Origin of the sequence: Pseudomonas sp. 21, from assembly GCF_000955805.1 — a bacterium.
Lineage (GTDB): Bacteria > Pseudomonadota > Gammaproteobacteria > Pseudomonadales > Pseudomonadaceae > Pseudomonas.
In genome coordinates, this window is the sequence record NZ_JYOA01000010.1 from 321780 (window position 1) to 337886 (window position 16107).

General features: G+C 63.7%; 11 protein-coding genes. All 11 read left to right on the forward strand.

Annotated elements, in window-relative coordinates:
• Positions 1-55 precede the first annotated feature (55 nt).
• The 11 genes from UB43_RS23400 to hemE all read left to right on the forward strand — a co-directional run bounded on the left by UB43_RS23400 (position 56) and on the right by hemE (position 16035).
• Positions 56-1120, forward strand: a complete 1065-nt coding sequence (locus tag UB43_RS23400) for a pilus assembly protein PilM (RefSeq protein ID WP_017520515.1) — start codon at positions 56-58, stop codon at positions 1118-1120.
• Positions 1120-1713 (forward strand): type 4a pilus biogenesis protein PilN, encoded by a 594-nt coding sequence (gene pilN / locus UB43_RS23405; RefSeq protein ID WP_045215962.1) that lies wholly within the window; start codon positions 1120-1122, stop codon positions 1711-1713. The genes UB43_RS23400 and pilN overlap by 1 nt, the downstream gene beginning before the upstream one ends.
• Positions 1710-2372, forward strand: coding sequence for a type 4a pilus biogenesis protein PilO (gene pilO, locus UB43_RS23410; protein ID WP_045215965.1), 663 nt, complete (start codon positions 1710-1712; stop codon positions 2370-2372). The genes pilN and pilO overlap by 4 nt, the downstream gene beginning before the upstream one ends.
• Complete coding sequence (gene pilP, locus UB43_RS23415; protein ID WP_045215968.1) at positions 2369-2893, forward strand: type 4a pilus biogenesis lipoprotein PilP; 525 nt, start codon at positions 2369-2371, stop codon at positions 2891-2893. The genes pilO and pilP overlap by 4 nt, the downstream gene beginning before the upstream one ends.
• A gap of 53 nt (positions 2894-2946) precedes the next feature.
• Entirely contained in the window at positions 2947-5025 is a 2079-nt protein-coding gene (pilQ, locus tag UB43_RS23420) for a type IV pilus secretin PilQ (RefSeq protein ID WP_045215970.1), read from the forward strand.
• Between the two features lie 8 nt (positions 5026-5033).
• A complete protein-coding gene (gene aroK, locus UB43_RS23425) occupies positions 5034-5552 on the forward strand; it encodes a shikimate kinase AroK (RefSeq protein WP_082085908.1) in 519 nt (172 codons plus the stop codon).
• A gap of 50 nt (positions 5553-5602) precedes the next feature.
• Positions 5603-6709, forward strand: a complete 1107-nt coding sequence (gene aroB / locus UB43_RS23430) for a 3-dehydroquinate synthase (RefSeq protein WP_045215975.1) — start codon at positions 5603-5605, stop codon at positions 6707-6709.
• Positions 6710-6715: 6 nt separating this feature from the next.
• Entirely contained in the window at positions 6716-8407 is a 1692-nt protein-coding gene (locus UB43_RS23435) for an AAA family ATPase (protein ID WP_045215977.1), read from the forward strand.
• 462 nt (positions 8408-8869) lie between these two features.
• The gene (gene gltB, locus UB43_RS23440) at positions 8870-13315 is read left to right on the forward strand and encodes a glutamate synthase large subunit (RefSeq protein ID WP_045215979.1); all 4446 of its coding nucleotides are present in this window, start codon (positions 8870-8872) and stop codon (positions 13313-13315) included.
• 27 nt (positions 13316-13342) lie between these two features.
• The gene (locus tag UB43_RS23445; protein WP_045215981.1) at positions 13343-14761 is read left to right on the forward strand and encodes an FAD-dependent oxidoreductase; all 1419 of its coding nucleotides are present in this window, start codon (positions 13343-13345) and stop codon (positions 14759-14761) included.
• A gap of 209 nt (positions 14762-14970) precedes the next feature.
• The gene (gene hemE, locus UB43_RS23450) at positions 14971-16035 is read left to right on the forward strand and encodes a uroporphyrinogen decarboxylase (protein WP_045215984.1); all 1065 of its coding nucleotides are present in this window, start codon (positions 14971-14973) and stop codon (positions 16033-16035) included.
• The last annotated feature ends 72 nt before the right edge of the window (positions 16036-16107 follow it).

Genomic DNA, 16107 nt, shown 5'->3' on the forward strand with positions numbered 1-16107 from the left:
AATGTGGAAAAACATAAATCGTCCGTAAGTCTCGGATGCTGATAGGAAATCAGTCGTGCTAGGGCTCTTCAATAAGAAAGCGAACACGCTGCTGGGGATAGACATCAGTTCGACTTCGGTCAAACTTCTCGAATTGAGCCGCTCTGGAGGCCGCTACAAAGTAGAGGCCTACGCTGTCGAGCCGCTCCCGCCCAATGCAGTGGTAGAAAAGAACATCGCTGAGCTGGAGGGTGTCGGCCAGGCGTTGTCACGTGTGGTCGCCAAGGCGCGGACCGCAGTGAAGACGTCTGCAGTCGCGGTTGCCGGCTCGGCGGTCATCACCAAAACCATCGAGATGGACGGCGGACTCTCGGACGACGAGCTGGAGAATCAGCTCAAGATCGAGGCCGACCAGTACATCCCCTATCCCCTCGAAGAGGTCGCGATCGACTTCGAGGTGCAGGGCACGTCCGCACGCAACGCGGATCGCGTCGATGTTCTTCTCGCCGCTTGCCGGAAGGAGAACGTCGAGGTGCGTGAAGCCGCGCTGGCGCTCGCGGGCCTGACGGCCAAGGTCGTCGATGTCGAAGCCTACGCGCTGGAGCGAGCGTTCAGTCTGCTGGGAGACCAGCTGGGTGGCAATGCCGACGAGCTCACAGTTGCGGTGGTCGATATCGGCGCCACCATGACCACGCTCAGCGTCCTGCACCACGGCCGCACCATCTATACGCGTGAGCAGCTATTCGGCGGGCGTCAGCTCACCGAGGAGATCCAGCGTCGCTATGGGCTGTCGGTCGAGGAAGCGGGTCTTGCCAAGAAGCAGGGCGGTCTTCCGGATGACTACGACAGCGAAGTGCTGCAGCCGTTCAAGGACGCCGTGGTTCAGCAGGTGTCGCGTTCGCTGCAGTTCTTCTTCGCGGCCGGCCAGTTCAACGATGTGGACTACATCCTGCTGGCGGGAGGCACTGCGTCCATCCCTGACCTGGATCGCCTGATCCAGCAGAAGATCGGCACTCCGACCCTGGTGGCCAACCCGTTCGCAGACATGGTGCTGAGCGGCAAGGTCAACGCCGGTGCGCTGGCCAGTGATGCGCCTGCGCTGATGATTGCCTGCGGTCTGGCGATGAGGAGTTTCGACTGATGGCACGCATCAACCTATTGCCGTGGCGGGAGCAGCTGCGCGAGGAGCGCAAACAGCGCTTTCTGGTGATCCTGGGTGCCGTTCTGCTGGCTTCCGGGGCGATCGTTTTCCTGGGTGATCAGTACTTCAACTCTGCCATCGAGAACCAGGCTGCGCGCAACGACTTCCTGCGCAAGGAAATCGCCGTGCTGGATGCTCGAATCAAGGAGATCAGTGAGCTGAAGACCCGTCGCCAGCAACTGCTGGAGCGGATGAAGATCATTCAGGACCTGCAGGGCAACCGCCCGATCATCGGCCGGGTGTTCGACCAACTGGTCCGCACTTTGCCCGATGGCGTCTTCTTCACTGAATTGAAGATGTCCGGGAAGTCCATTGCCATTGCCGGCGCGGCCGAGTCCAACAACCGCGTCTCCAATCTCATGCGCAATCTCGATTCGTCCGAGTGGCTGACTTCGCCGAACCTGACCGAAGTGAAGGCCGTTACCCAGGGCGCCCTGGATCAGGCGAACGTCTTCCAGTTGACGGTGCAGCAGACCCAGCCCGGCAGCGAGGAGCAGGACAAGCAGAGTACCCCGCAAGGAGCCAAGAAATGAGTCTGGCCAGTTCTCTGGAGAGCTTGCGCAAGGTCGATATCAACGATCTTGACCTGAACAACCTTGGTTCCTGGCCGGCGGCAGTCAAGGTCATCGCCTGTATCCTGCTGATGGCCGTGGTTCTGGCGCTTGGCTACAACTTCCATCTGAAGGACCTGCAGGGGCAGCTCGATCGCAATCGCGAGGAAGAACAGACCCTCAAGCAGCAGTTCTCGACCAAGGCCTTCCAGGCGGCGAACCTGGAAGCCTACAAGGTGCAGATGAAGGAGATGGAAGAATCCTTCGGCGCCTTGCTGCGTCAACTGCCGAGTGATACCGAGGTGCCCGGTCTGCTGGAAGACATCACCCGCACCGGACTGGGTAGCGGGCTGGAGTTCGAAGAGATCAAGTTGCTGCCGGAAGTGACTCAGCAGTTCTATATCGAGCTGCCGATCCAGATCAGCGTCGTAGGCGGGTACCACGACCTGGCGACCTTCGTCAGTGGCGTGTCCAGCCTGCCGCGGATCGTCACGCTGCATGACTTCGACATCAAGCCGGCGAGCTCGGACAGCACCTCCAAGCTGCGCATGAGCATCCTGGCGAAAACCTACCGGTACAACGACAAGGGCGTGAAGGCTACTGCCCCGGCGGCTGGAGCGAAGACAGGAGCTAAGAAATGAGGGGGCGCCTGATCATTTGCAGTTTCCTGCTCCTGACCTTGAACGGTTGTGGTTCGGGTAGTGATTTTGCCGACCTGCAGGGTTACATGGATGAAGTCCGCGCTCGCCCGAAGGGGACGATCGAGCCGCTGCCCAAGTTCCAGACCTATGAGGCCTTTACCTATAGCGCTTCGTCCCTGCGCAGCCCATTCCAGCCGCCGGTGAAGATCGACCTGGCGATCAAGCAGAAGGGCAACAGAGTCATCAAGCCCGACGAAACACGGGTCAAGCAGTTCCTTGAAGGCTTCAACATCGAAACCTTTGAAATGGTCGGCACCCTGGCCAAGGACAGTCAGGTATTTGCCCTCGTGAAAGGTGCAGGAGGGGTGCATCGGGTGCGAGTGGGTGACTACCTTGGGCGCAACGACGGCAAGATCGTTGCGATCAACGAAGCCAAGATCGACGTGATTGAAATCGTTCCTGATGGTGAGGGTGGCTGGCTGGAGCGTCCGCGCAGTCTGACTCTCAAGGAACGCTCCTAAGGGCGGGGATGAACATGGATAACAAACAGCAGTCTGCACGACGGATTCAGACGATGAATAGAAAGCTTTCCCGCCTCGGCATTTCCGTGCTCGCGGCCGTATTCGCGCCGGCTCTGCTGGCCGCGAACCTGCAGAGTGTCGACGTGGCGGCGCTGCCGGGCGATCGCGTGGAGCTGAAACTGGGCTTCGACGAGCCGGTGGCTGCGCCGCGTGGCTACACCATCGAGCAGCCGGCGCGCATCGCGCTGGACCTGCCGGGTGTGCAGAACAAACTGGGCAGCAAGAATCGCGAGCTGGGAGTGGGCAATGCCCGCAGCCTGACCGTGGTCGAGGCGAAGGACCGTACTCGCCTGATCGTCAATCTGGCGACTCTCGTGCCCTACAGCACCCGTGCGGAAGGTTCGAACCTGTACGTCGTGGTGGGTGCGGGCGCAGCGACTTCCAGCTCCTACGCCTCCGCGGCGCCGGCAGCAGCTCCAGCGGCCAAGCCCGCTCAGCCCAAACCGTACGTCCCGGCTGGAAAGGCGATTCGTAATATCGACTTCCAGCGTGGCGAGCAAGGCGAAGGCAATGTCGTGATCGACCTGTCCGATCCGACGGTCAGTCCGGACATTCAGGAGCAGGGCGGCAAGATTCGCCTGGACTTCCCGCGTACCCAACTGCCGGACAATCTGCGCGTCCGCCTGGACGTGAAGGACTTCGCTACCCCGGTACAGCTGGTCAACGCATCCGCAGTCGGCGACAAGGCCAGCATCACCATCGAGCCGACCGGTCTGTACGACTACCTCGTCTACCAGACCGACAATCGCATGACCGTCAGCATCAAGCCTCTGACCCAGGACGATGCCGAGAAGCGCAAGAAGGACACCTTCGCCTACACCGGTGAAAAACTGTCGCTTAACTTCCAGGACATCGATGTGCGTTCGGTGCTGCAGCTGATCGCTGACTTCACCGACCTGAACCTGGTGGCTTCGGACACCGTACAGGGCAACATCACCCTGCGCCTGCAGAACGTGCCGTGGGATCAGGCGCTGGACCTGGTACTCAAGACCAAGGGCCTGGACAAGCGCAAGGTCGGCAACGTACTGCTGGTCGCGCCGGCTGACGAGATCGCGGCTCGCGAGCGCCAGGAACTGGAAGCGCAGAAGCAGATCTCCGAGCTGGCTCCGCTGCGTCGCGAGCTGATTCAGGTGAACTACGCCAAGGCGGCGGACATCGCCAAGCTGTTCAGCTCCGTTACCGGCAGCGGTGCTAGCGCTCCGGGCGTTGCGGCGGCTGCACAGGGCGACAACCGCGGTTCGATCACCGTGGATGACCGCACCAACAGCATCATTGCCTATCAGACCCAGGATCGCCTGGACGAGTTGCGCCGCATCGTTGCCCAGCTGGACATTCCGGTTCGTCAGGTGATGATCGAGGCGCGTATCGTCGAAGCCAACGTCGACTACACCAAGGAACTGGGTGTGAACTGGAGCGGCTCGCTCTCCGGTCATGGCAACTTCGACGTCTCCGGCGGCACCAACAGCACCGGCAACACCTTCGTTGACCTCGGTACTTCGAATGCCACCCCGACTTCGGGCATCAGCATCGGCTTCACCACCAACAACACCATCCTGGACCTCCAGCTCAACGCGATGGAGAAAACCGGTAATGGCGAAGTGGTGTCCCAGCCGAAGGTCGTTACCTCGGACAAGGAAACCGCGAAGATCCTGAAGGGCTCGGAGATTCCCTACCAGGAAGCCAGCTCCAGCGGCGCGACCTCGGTGTCCTTCAAGGAGGCGGCGCTGTCCCTGGAGGTGACCCCGCAGATCACTCCGGACAACCGCATCATCATGGAAGTGAAGGTCAACAAGGACGAGCCGGACTACGCCAACGCCCTGAACGGCGTACCGCCGATCAAGAAGAACGAGGTGAACGCGAAAGTGCTGGTCAACGATGGCGAAACCATCGTGATCGGTGGCGTGTTCTCCAACACCCAGACCAAGTCCACGGCCAAGGTGCCGTTCCTGGGCGACGTGCCGATGATCGGCCGCCTGTTCAAGAACGACTATGTGACCGACAGCAAGAACGAGCTGCTGGTTTTCCTTACCCCGCGGATCATGAATAATCAGGCCATTGCAATCGGCCGTTGATCAATGTCGTGTCCAATTTGATTCTGGTAGGCCCGATGGGAGCTGGTAAAAGCACCATCGGGCGTCTTCTCGCCAAAGAGCTTCACCTCGTCTTCAAAGATTCGGATAAAGAGATCGAGCAGCGCTGCGGAGCCAACATCCCCTGGATATTCGATGTCGAGGGCGAGGCTGGCTTCCGTGAGCGTGAGCAGGCGATGCTGGCCGAGCTGTGCGATGAAGGGGGCATGGTCATCGCCACGGGCGGTGGCGCCGTCATGCGTGAGGCCAATCGGCACATCCTCAAGGGTGGCGGCAAGGTGATCTACCTGCACGCTTCGGTCGAGCAGCAGATTTCCCGCACGGCGCGCGACAAGAATCGCCCGTTGCTGCAGAAGCCCAATCCGGAGCAGATCCTTCGTGATCTCATGCAGATGCGCGATCCGCTTTATCGCGAAATTGCCGACGTGATCATCGAAACCGACGAGCGGCCTCCGCGTCTTGTCGTGCTGGAGATCATCGAGCGCCTGCGTGAGCTGGAGCGCCATTAACGGCGCTGCAATCTGCGGTATCCTAGTCCCCTTTCTTGCCTGGGGGTTTCATGCGCACACTCAACGTCGATCTGGCCGATCGCAGCTACCCGATCTATATCGGCGAAGGGCTGCTGGATGATCTGCGCTACTTCGAGCCGCACATTCGCGGCCGCCAGGTAGCCATCGTCACCAACGAAACCATCGCGCCGCTGTACCTGGATCGACTGCAGAAGACCCTGGCCGGCTACAAGGTCACCACGGTCGTGCTCCCCGACGGCGAGGCCTACAAGCAGTGGGAAACCCTGCAGCTGATCTTCGATGGCCTGCTGACCGCGCGCCATGACCGCAAGACCACCCTGATCGCCCTCGGCGGCGGCGTCATCGGCGACATGACCGGTTTCGCCGCGGCCTGCTACCAGCGTGGCGTCGATTTCATCCAGGTGCCGACTACCCTGCTGTCCCAGGTGGATTCCTCCGTGGGCGGCAAGACCGGCATCAACCACCCGCTGGGCAAGAACATGGTCGGGGCGTTCTACCAGCCCCAGGCGGTGGTCATCGATACCGCAACCCTGAAGACCCTGCCGCCGCGCGAGCTGTCGGCAGGCCTGGCGGAAGTGATCAAGTACGGCTTCATCTGCGACGAGCCCTTCCTCTCCTGGCTGGAAGCGCACATGGACGACCTGCTGGCGCTGGAGTCGACGGCGCTGACCGAAGCCATCGAGCGCTCCTGCGCGGCCAAGGCCCGCGTGGTCGGCGCCGACGAGAAGGAAACCGGCGTCCGCGCGACCCTCAATCTGGGCCACACCTTCGGCCATGCCATCGAGACGCACATGGGTTATGGCGTCTGGCTGCACGGCGAAGCCGTGGGTGCGGGAACCGTGATGGCACTTGAGATGTCGCATCGGCTGGGATGGCTGACAAAGGCCGAGCTCGATCGGGGCATCCGCCTGCTCGCCGCGGCGAAGTTGCCGGTGGTGCCGCCGCAGGAAATGAATGCCGAGCATTTTCTCGAGCACATGGCCGTTGACAAGAAAGTGCTCGATGGCCGTCTGCGTCTGGTATTGCTCCAAGGGCTGGGGGGCGCGGTCGTGACCGCCGAATTCCCCCGTGAGATTCTGGAAGAAACACTGCGCGCTGACTACCAGGCACTGGTCGGTCAGGCAGGAGAACACTGAGGTCCCATGTCCAGCTTGCATGCCGATGAGGCCTTCCTGGCCCACTACCAGTTCAGCCACGATCCGTTCGCACCGCGGGTTCCGGGCTTCAAGTTCTTCCCGGCGCAGCGCAAGCCCGTACTGGGCCAGCTGCACCACCTGGCGCGTTACAGCCAGCTGCTGCTGGCTGTCACCGGCCCGCTGGGCAGTGGCAAGACCCTGTTGCGCCAGGCCCTGGTGGCCAGCACCAACAAGGATGCCGTCTCCAGCGTGGTGATTTCCGGTCGCTCGGTGACCGATGAAGCCACTCTGCTGCGCCAGCTCGCGCAAGGCCTGGGCATCACCCAGACCAGCATCGAGGCGATCCTCGCCAAGGTGGCTCAACTGGCGATTACCGGGCAGGACGTTTATCTGCTGGTGGATGACGCCGAGCAACTGCGCGACGACGCCCTGGAAGTCCTCCTGCTGCTGGCCGCCGGCAACTCCGAGGCGCGCCTGCACGTCTTCCTGTTCGGCGAGCCCGAGCTGCTGTCGCGCCTGGAAGTGCTGTCCGAAGGCGAGGAGCGCTTCCACGCCATCGAACTGCAGCCCTACAGCGAGGAAGAGACCCGCGAGTACCTCGCGCAGCGCCTGGAAGGCGCGGGGCAGGGCATCGAGCTGATCTCCGCCGACCTGCTGGCCGACATCCACGAACAATCCGGCGGCTGGCCGGGCACCATCAACCAGACCGCCCGCGACGCGATGATCGAAGCGATGCTGGCGGACCGCAGCGGCGAGCGCAAGGCGGCCGGTGCCGGCTTCAAGCTGCCGAAGAAGCATCTGGCCATCTTGGGCGTGGTTGCCATTGGCGTCATCGCCGCCTGGTTCATGCAGGGCAAGACCACCAAGCCGGAGACCGCGAGCAACACTGCCGCACAGACGTCGTCTCAACTGCCGCTGGGTGGCGGTGCTGCTCCGCAGTCGAGCGCGCAGCCGCAGCCGGATGCCCAGGGCAATGGCCCGTCGGTGGAATTCGCTGGCTCCAACCAGCCGCTGCCGCTGCCGCTGGTAGGCGAAAGCCAGCCGGTGATCCGCGAACCCATGGCCCAGGCCGGTGGCCAGGAAGATGCCGACGAAGGCAGCATGCCTTCCGCCGCCATCCCGCCAACCGTGACCACCACCGCGCCGCCGGTGACCCCGCTGGCGAACAATGGCCCGAAACCGCTGAACCCGGTGCCGGCGGCTCCCGTCCAGCAGCAGGCTGCCATCCAGCCGGCTCCGACTCCTGCGCCCACTCCGCGTCCGGAGCCGGTCAAGCCGGCCGCCACCGCACCGGCCAAGCCTGTCCAGGCTGCCAAGCCGGCAGCGCCCAAACCTGCCGCCACCGTTGCCAGCGCCAAGCCAGCGACCGCAGCCAGCAAGCCTGCCGCAGCCACCGGCAGCGCCGGCGGCAGCAGCTGGTACCAGTCCCAGGCCGGGTCGCGCTACTCCGTGCAGGTGCTGGGCACCGGCTCCGAAGCCAGCGCCAAGGCCTTTATCAGCCAGCAGGGCGGTGGCGACTACCGCTACTTCCGCAAGAACCTGCAGGGCAAGCCGTTCTATGTGGTGACCTACGGCAACTTCGCTGACCGCAATGCCGCCCAGGCCGCGATCAAGAAGCTGCCGGCGAAGATCCAGGCTTCCAAGCCCTGGGCCCGGCCGTTCTCCAGCATCCAGCAGGACATCGCCGGGGCGCGCTGAAAGGTCGCACTGTCGCAATACTGAAAAAGCCGAGCCCCATTTCCTGGGGCTCGGCTTTTTTATTGGGTTGTTTCTTTTGCTGCATTCTTATAAAAATGCGACATCGGGTGTCGGCAGTGCGTCAAAAAAATTCAGTGACGTCGCTTTCCCCGTGTGTACAATGACCTCCCTTTGCCTATCGGAAACTCGCCGCTTGAGCGAGTAGACAGGCGAAGTGCTTGAAGAGGGTCTGCTGACGTTTCGTCATGGCCAGGGCCGGAACCGCCGCTACGTTGGGTAAGACGTGGCACCTCGCGCGGAACGGTCATTCCAGGTGAACCAGGGGCGTAAGCGGCGCTGCACGATAGATGCGGCCCGAGCCTTTAGGGTGCGCGGGAAACGAGCCTGCACGGCGAAACAGGGCGATGGCGAAACGTCAGCAGACCCTGGAATTTATAAAAGTTTTGCCGGTGAGAGTTCCCTATGAAAGCAGGTCTGTACCATCCTGAGACGTTCAAGGATAACTGCGGATTCGGTCTGATTGCCCATATGACGGGCGAGGCAAGCCACGAACTTCTGCAAACCGCCATCGAAGCACTGACCTGCATGACCCACCGAGGTGGGATCAACGCGGACGGGAAAACCGGGGACGGCTGTGGGCTGCTGATCCAGAAGCCCGACCAGTTCCTGCGCGCCGTGGCCAAGGAGTCCTTCGCGACCGAGCTGCCCGGCCAGTACGCCGTGGGCATGGTCTTCTTCAACCAGGATCCGGTGAAAGCCGAGGCCGCCCGCGCGAACATGAACCGCGAGATCGAGCGCGCCGGCCTGAAGCTGGTCGGCTGGCGCAAGGTGCCGATCGACACCAGCGTCCTGGGTCGCCTGGCGCTGGAGCGCCTGCCGCAGATCGAGCAGGTATTCATCGGCGGTGAAGGCCTGTCCGACCAGGAATTCGCGGTCAAGCTGTTCAGCTCCCGTCGCCGCTCCTCCGTGGCCAACGCCGAGGACGCCGACCACTACATCTGCAGCTTCTCGCACAAGACCATCATCTATAAGGGCCTGATGATGCCGGCGGACCTCGCCGCCTTCTATCCGGACCTCTCCGACGAGCGCCTGAAGACTGCCATCTGCGTCTTCCACCAGCGCTTCTCGACCAACACCCTGCCGAAATGGCCGCTGGCCCAACCGTTCCGCCTGCTGGCGCACAACGGCGAGATCAACACCATCACCGGCAACCGCAACTGGGCCCAGGCCCGTCGCGCCAAGTTCGCCAACGAGTGGATGCCGGACCTGGACGAGCTCGGCCCGCTGGTCAACCGCGTGGGTTCGGACTCCTCCAGCATGGACAACATGCTCGAGCTGATGGTCACCGGCGGCATGGACATGTTCCGTGGCCTGCGCATGATCATTCCGCCGGCCTGGCAGAACGTCGAGACCATGGACGCCGACCTGCGCGCGTTCTACGAATTCAACTCGCTGCACATGGAGCCGTGGGACGGCCCCGCCGGCGTCGTGCTGACCGACGGCCGCTACGCCGTCTGCCTGCTCGACCGCAACGGCCTGCGCCCGTCCCGCTGGGTTACCACCAAGAACGGCTACATCACCCTCGCCTCGGAAATCGGCGTATGGGACTACAAGCCCGAGGACGTCATCGCCAAGGGCCGCGTCGGCCCGGGCCAGATCCTCGCGGTGGACACCGAGACCGGCCAGCTGCTGCAGACCGAGGACATCGATAACCGCCTCAAGTCGCGCCACCCGTACAAGCAGTGGCTGCGCCAGAGCGCGCTGCGCATCCAGGCCACCCTGGACGACGACCAGGGCGTTGCCAGCTACGACGGCGACCAGCTCAAGCAATACATGAAGATGTTCCAGGTCACCTTCGAGGAGCGTGACCAGGTGCTGCGCCCGCTCGCCGAGCAGGGCCAGGAAGCGGTCGGCTCGATGGGCGACGACACCCCGATGGCGGTGCTGTCCAAGCGTATCCGTTCGCCCTACGACTACTTCCGCCAGGTCTTCGCGCAGGTCACCAACCCGCCGATCGACCCGCTGCGCGAAGCGATCGTGATGTCCCTGGAAACCTGCCTGGGCATCGAGCAGAACATCTTCGAAGAGTCCCCGCACCACGCCAACCAGGCGATCCTGACCACCCCGGTGATCTCCCCGGCCAAGTGGCGGACCCTGATGAACCTGGAGCGTCCGGGCTTCGACCTGCACCACATCGACCTGAACTACGACGAGTCCGTCGGCCTCGAAGCGGCCGTGCGCAACATCGCCGACCAGGCCGAGGAAGCCGTGCGCGCCGGCAAGGTGCTGCTGGTGCTGTCCGACCGCCACATCGCCCCCGGCAAGCTGCCGGTGCATGCGGCCCTGGCCGTCGGCGCCGTGCACCACCGCCTGGTGCAGACCGGCCTGCGCTGCGACTCCAACATCCTGGTGGAAACCGCCACCGCCCGTGACCCGCACCACTTCGCGGTGCTGGTGGGCTTCGGCGCGTCCGCGGTCTACCCGTTCCTCGCCTACGAGGTGCTGGCCGACCTGATCCGCACCGGCGAAGTGCTGGGCGACCTCTACGAGGTCTTCAAGTACTACCGCAAGGGCATCTCCAAGGGGATGCTGAAGATCCTCTCGAAGATGGGCATCTCCACCATCGCCTCCTACCGTGGCGCCCAGCTGTTCGAAGCCATCGGCCTGGCGGACGAAGTCACCGGCCTGTGCTTCCCGGGCACCCCGAGCCGCATCCAGGGCGCGCGCTTCCTCGACATCGAGAACGAGCAGAAGCTGCTGGCCAACGAAGCCTGGAACAACCGCAAGGCGATCCAGCAGGGCGGCCTGCTGAAGTTCGTCTACGGCGGCGAGTACCACGCCTACAACCCTGACGTGGTGAACACCCTGCAGGCCGCCGTGCAGCAGGGCGATTACGCCAAGTTCAAGGAGTACACCGGGCTGGTGGATAGCCGTCCGGTGTCGATGCTGCGCGACCTGCTCAAGGTGAAGACCGTCGAGCAGCCGCTGAGCCTTGACGAGATCGAGCCGCTGGAGTCCATCTTCAAGCGCTTCGACGCCGCCGGTATCTCCCTCGGAGCGCTGTCGCCGGAGGCCCACGAAGCACTGGCCGAGGCAATGAACCGCCTGGGCGGCCGCTCCAACTCCGGTGAGGGCGGTGAAGACCCGGCGCGCTACGGCACGCTGAAAAGCTCGAAGATCAAGCAGGTGGCCACCGGCCGCTTTGGCGTGACTCCGGAATACCTGGTCAATGCCGAAGTCCTGCAGATCAAGGTGGCCCAGGGCGCCAAGCCCGGCGAGGGCGGCCAGCTGCCGGGCGGCAAGGTCAACGGCCTGATCGCCCGCCTGCGCTATGCCGTACCCGGCGTGACCCTGATCTCGCCGCCGCCGCACCACGACATCTACTCCATCGAAGACCTCGCCCAGCTGATCTTCGACCTCAAGCAGGTCAACCCGCAGGCGCTGGTCTCGGTGAAGCTGGTTTCCGAACCGGGCGTGGGCACCATCGCCGCCGGCGTGGCCAAGGCCTACGCCGACCTGATCACCATTTCCGGCTACGACGGCGGTACCGGCGCATCGCCGATCACCTCCATCAAGTACGCCGGTTCCCCGTGGGAACTGGGCCTCGCCGAGGCGCACCAGACCCTGCGCGGCAACGACCTGCGCGGCAAGGTCCGTGTGCAGACCGACGGCGGCCTGAAGACCGGCCTGGACGTCATCAAGGCCGCCATCCTCGGCGCCGAGAGCTTCGGCTTCGGCACCGCGCCGATGATCGCCCTGGGCTGCAAGTACCTGCGCATCTGCCACCTGAACAACTGCGCCACCGGCGTTGCCACCCAGAACGACAAGCTGCGCAAGGACCACTTCATCGGCACCGTGGACATGGTGGTGAACTTCTTCACCTTCATTGCCAGCGAGACCCGTGAATGGCTGGCCAAGCTTGGCGTGCGCAGCCTGGAAGAACTGATCGGCCGTACCGACCTGCTGGAAATCCTGCCGGGCGAGACGCCCAAGCAGGGCAACCTCGACCTCACGCCGCTGCTGGGCAGCGACCTGATCCCGGCCGAGAAGCCGCAGTTCTGCGAAGTCGAGAAGAACCCGCCGTTCGACCAGGGCCTGCTGGCCGAGAAGATGGTCGACCTGGCCCGCGGCACCATCGAAGGTGCCAAGGGCGGCGAGTACGAACTGGATATCTGCAACTGCGACCGTTCCATCGGCGCGCGGATTTCCGGCGAGATCGCCAAGGTCCACGGCAACCAGGGCATGGCCAAGGCGCCGATCACCTTCCGCTTCAAGGGCACTGCGGGCCAGAGCTTCGGCGTGTGGAACGCCGGCGGCCTGCACCTGTACCTGGAAGGCGACGCCAACGACTACGTGGGCAAGGGCATGACCGGCGGCAAGCTGGTCGTCACCCCGCCCAAGGGCAGCCCGTTCAAGTCGCAGGAGTCGGCCATCGTCGGCAACACCTGCCTGTACGGCGCCACCGGCGGCAAGCTGTACGCCGCCGGTACCGCGGGCGAGCGTTTCGGCGTGCGCAACTCCGGCGCCCATGCCGTCGTGGAAGGCACCGGTGACCACTGCTGCGAATACATGACCGGCGGTTTCATCTGCGTTCTGGGCAAGACCGGCTACAACTTCGGCTCCGGCATGACCGGCGGCTTCGCCTATGTCCTCGACCTGGACAACACCTTCGTCGACCGCGTGAACCATGAGCTGGTGGAAATCCAGCGGATCAGCGGCGAGGCGATGGAAGCCCAGCGCAGCCACCTGCGCAAGGTGCTGGTCGAGTACGTGGCGGAAACGGCGAGCGAGTGGGGCGCACATCTGCTGGAGAACCTCGACGACTACCTGCGTCGGTTCTGGCTGGTGAAACCGAAGGCCGCCAGCCTCGGTTCCCTGCTCTCCAGCACTCGTGCCAACCCGCAATAAGCGCCTGAAGTTTGATGAGGTCTGAAAATGTCTGAACGTCTTAACAATGACTTCCAGTTCATCGAAGTCGGGCGCAAGGATCCGAAGAAGAAGCTTCTTCGCCAGCGCAAGCGCGAGTTCGTGGAAATCTACGACCTGTTCAAGCCGCAGCAGGCGGCTGACCAGGCCCACCGTTGCCTGGGCTGCGGCAACCCGTACTGCGAGTGGAAGTGCCCGGTCCACAACTTCATCCCCAACTGGTTGAAGCTGGTCTCCGAAGGCAACATCCTCGCCGCCGCGGAACTGTCCCACCAGACCAACACCCTGCCGGAAGTCTGCGGCCGGGTGTGCCCGCAGGACCGCCTGTGCGAAGGCGCCTGCACCCTGAACGACGGTTTCGGCGCGGTCACCATCGGCTCGGTGGAGAAGTACATCACCGATACCGCCTTCGCCATGGGCTGGCGCCCGGACATGTCCAAGGTCAAGCCCACCGGCAAGCGCGTCGCCGTGATCGGCGCGGGCCCGGCCGGCCTGGGCTGCGCCGACGTGCTGGTGCGCAACGGCGTTGCCCCGGTGGTGTTCGACAAGAACCCGGAAATCGGCGGCCTGCTGACCTTCGGCATCCCCGAGTTCAAGCTGGAGAAGCAGGTGCTGTCGCGCCGTCGCGAAGTCTTCACCGGCATGGGCATCGAGTTCCGCCTGAACACCGAGATCGGCAAGGACGTGACCATGGAGCAACTGCTCGATGAGTACGATGCCGTGTTCATGGGCATGGGCACCTACACCTATATGAAAGGCGGCTTCCCCGGCGAGGACCTGCCCGGCGTGCACGATGCGCTGGACTTCCTGATCGCCAACGTGAACCGCAACCTGGGCTTCGAGAAGTCGCCGGAAGACTTCGTCGACATGAAGGGCAAGCGCGTCGTGGTACTGGGCGGTGGCGACACCGCGATGGACTGCAACCGCACCTCGATCCGCCAGGGCGCGAAAGGCGTGACCTGCGCCTACCGCCGTGACGAAGAAAACATGCCCGGCTCGCGCAAAGAGGTGAAGAACGCCAAGGAAGAGGGCGTGAAGTTCCTCTTCAACCGCCAGCCCATCGCCATCGTCGGCGAGGACAAGGTGGAAGGCGTGAAGGTGGTCGAGACCCGTCTCGGCGAGCCCGACGCCCGTGGCCGTCGCAGCCCCGAGCCGATCCCGGGTTCCGAGGAAATCATCCCGGCGGAAGCCGTGCTGATCGCCTTCGGCTTCCGCCCGAGCCCGGCGCCGTGGTTCGACCAGCACCAGGTGGAAATCGACAGCCAGGGCCGCGTCATCGCCCCGGCCGCCTCGCAGTTCAAGCACCAGACCAGCAACCCGAAGATCTTCGCCGGTGGCGACATGGTCCGTGGTTCCGACCTGGTGGTGACGGCGATCTTCGAAGGCCGCACGGCTGCCGAAGGTATCCTCGACTACCTGGGCGTCTGAGACTGGGCGTGTAGGAGCGAGGGGGACACCTGGTTCTTGCTCGCGAACCCTGGCCCCGCTGCGGGCTTTGTTCGCGAGCAAGCTCGCTCCTACAAAAAGCACGCATATCGCTGCGGCAGAATGCCGCGACGGACAAAAGGCACGGCACCCGCCGTGCCTTTTCGTTTGGGCTTTGCGAAAATGCCCGCACTTTTTTTCCGGATGCCGTTATGACTGCCCTGAAGAACGATCGCTTCCTTCGCGCCCTGCTCAAGCAGCCCGTCGATGTCACCCCCGTCTGGATGATGCGCCAGGCCGGCCGCTACCTGCCGGAGTACCGCGCCACCCGCGCCAAGGCCGGTGACTTCATGAGCCTGTGCATGAACCCGCAGATGGCCTGCGAAGTGACCCTGCAGCCGCTGGACCGCTACCCGCAGCTGGACGCGGCGATCCTCTTCTCCGACATCCTCACCATCCCCGACGCCATGGGCCAGGGTTTGTACTTCGAGACCGGCGAAGGCCCGCGTTTCAAGAAGGTCGTGAGCAGCCTGGCCGACATCGAAGCCCTGCCGATCCCCGAACCCGAAAAGGACCTGGGCTACGTGATGGACGCCGTGCGCACCATCCGCCGCGAGCTGAACGGCCGCGTGCCGCTGATCGGCTTCTCCGGCAGCCCCTGGACTTTGGCCACCTACATGGTCGAAGGCGGTTCCAGCCGCGACTTCCGCAAGTCCAAGGCGATGCTCTACGAAAACCCGCAGGCCATGCACGCGCTGCTGGACAAGCTGGCGCAGTCGGTCACCAGCTACCTCAACGGCCAGATTCTCGCTGGCGCGCAGGCGGTGCAGATCTTCGATTCGTGGGGTGGCAGCCTGTCGGCGGCGGCGTACCAGGAATTCTCCCTGGCCTACATGCAGAAGATCGTCGATGGCCTGATCCGTGAACACGAAGGTCGCCGCGTGCCGGTGATCCTCTTCACCAAGGGCGGCGGCCTGTGGCTGGAGTCCATGGCCAATACCGGTGCAGAAGCGCTTGGCCTGGACTGGACCTGCGATATCGGCAGCGCCCGCGCCCGCGTCGGCGACAAGGTTGCCCTGCAGGGCAACATGGACCCGGCGGTGCTCTACGCCAAGCCGGAGGCCATCCGCGCCGAAGTCGCGCGCATCCTCGGCGCCTTCGGTAACGGCAATGGCCACGTGTTCAACCTCGGCCATGGCGTGACCCCGGAAGTCGATCCGGCCCATGCCGGCGCCTTCTTCGAGGCGGTGCACGAGCTGTCGGCGCAGTATCACTGAGCCCGGCGTCGAACTGAAAAAGCCCCGCGATTGCGGGGCTTTTTTGTGTCTCTCTGTAGGAGCGGGCCATGC

Excerpts from the sequence above, each read along its gene's own strand:
- pilN (WP_045215962.1), top strand. The coding sequence starts at position 1,120 with ATGGCACGCATCAACCTATTGCCGTGGCGGGAGCAGCTGCGCGAGGAG.
- pilO (WP_045215965.1), top strand. The coding sequence starts at position 1,710 with ATGAGTCTGGCCAGTTCTCTGGAGAGCTTGCGCAAGGTCGATATCAAC.
- pilP (WP_045215968.1), top strand. The coding sequence starts at position 2,369 with ATGAGGGGGCGCCTGATCATTTGCAGTTTCCTGCTCCTGACCTTGAAC.
- pilQ (WP_045215970.1), top strand. The coding sequence starts at position 2,947 with ATGAATAGAAAGCTTTCCCGCCTCGGCATTTCCGTGCTCGCGGCCGTA.
- aroB (WP_045215975.1), top strand. The coding sequence starts at position 5,603 with ATGCGCACACTCAACGTCGATCTGGCCGATCGCAGCTACCCGATCTAT.
- UB43_RS23435 (WP_045215977.1), top strand. The coding sequence starts at position 6,716 with ATGTCCAGCTTGCATGCCGATGAGGCCTTCCTGGCCCACTACCAGTTC.
- gltB (WP_045215979.1), top strand. The coding sequence starts at position 8,870 with ATGAAAGCAGGTCTGTACCATCCTGAGACGTTCAAGGATAACTGCGGA.
- UB43_RS23445 (WP_045215981.1), top strand. The coding sequence starts at position 13,343 with ATGTCTGAACGTCTTAACAATGACTTCCAGTTCATCGAAGTCGGGCGC.
- hemE (WP_045215984.1), top strand. The coding sequence starts at position 14,971 with ATGACTGCCCTGAAGAACGATCGCTTCCTTCGCGCCCTGCTCAAGCAG.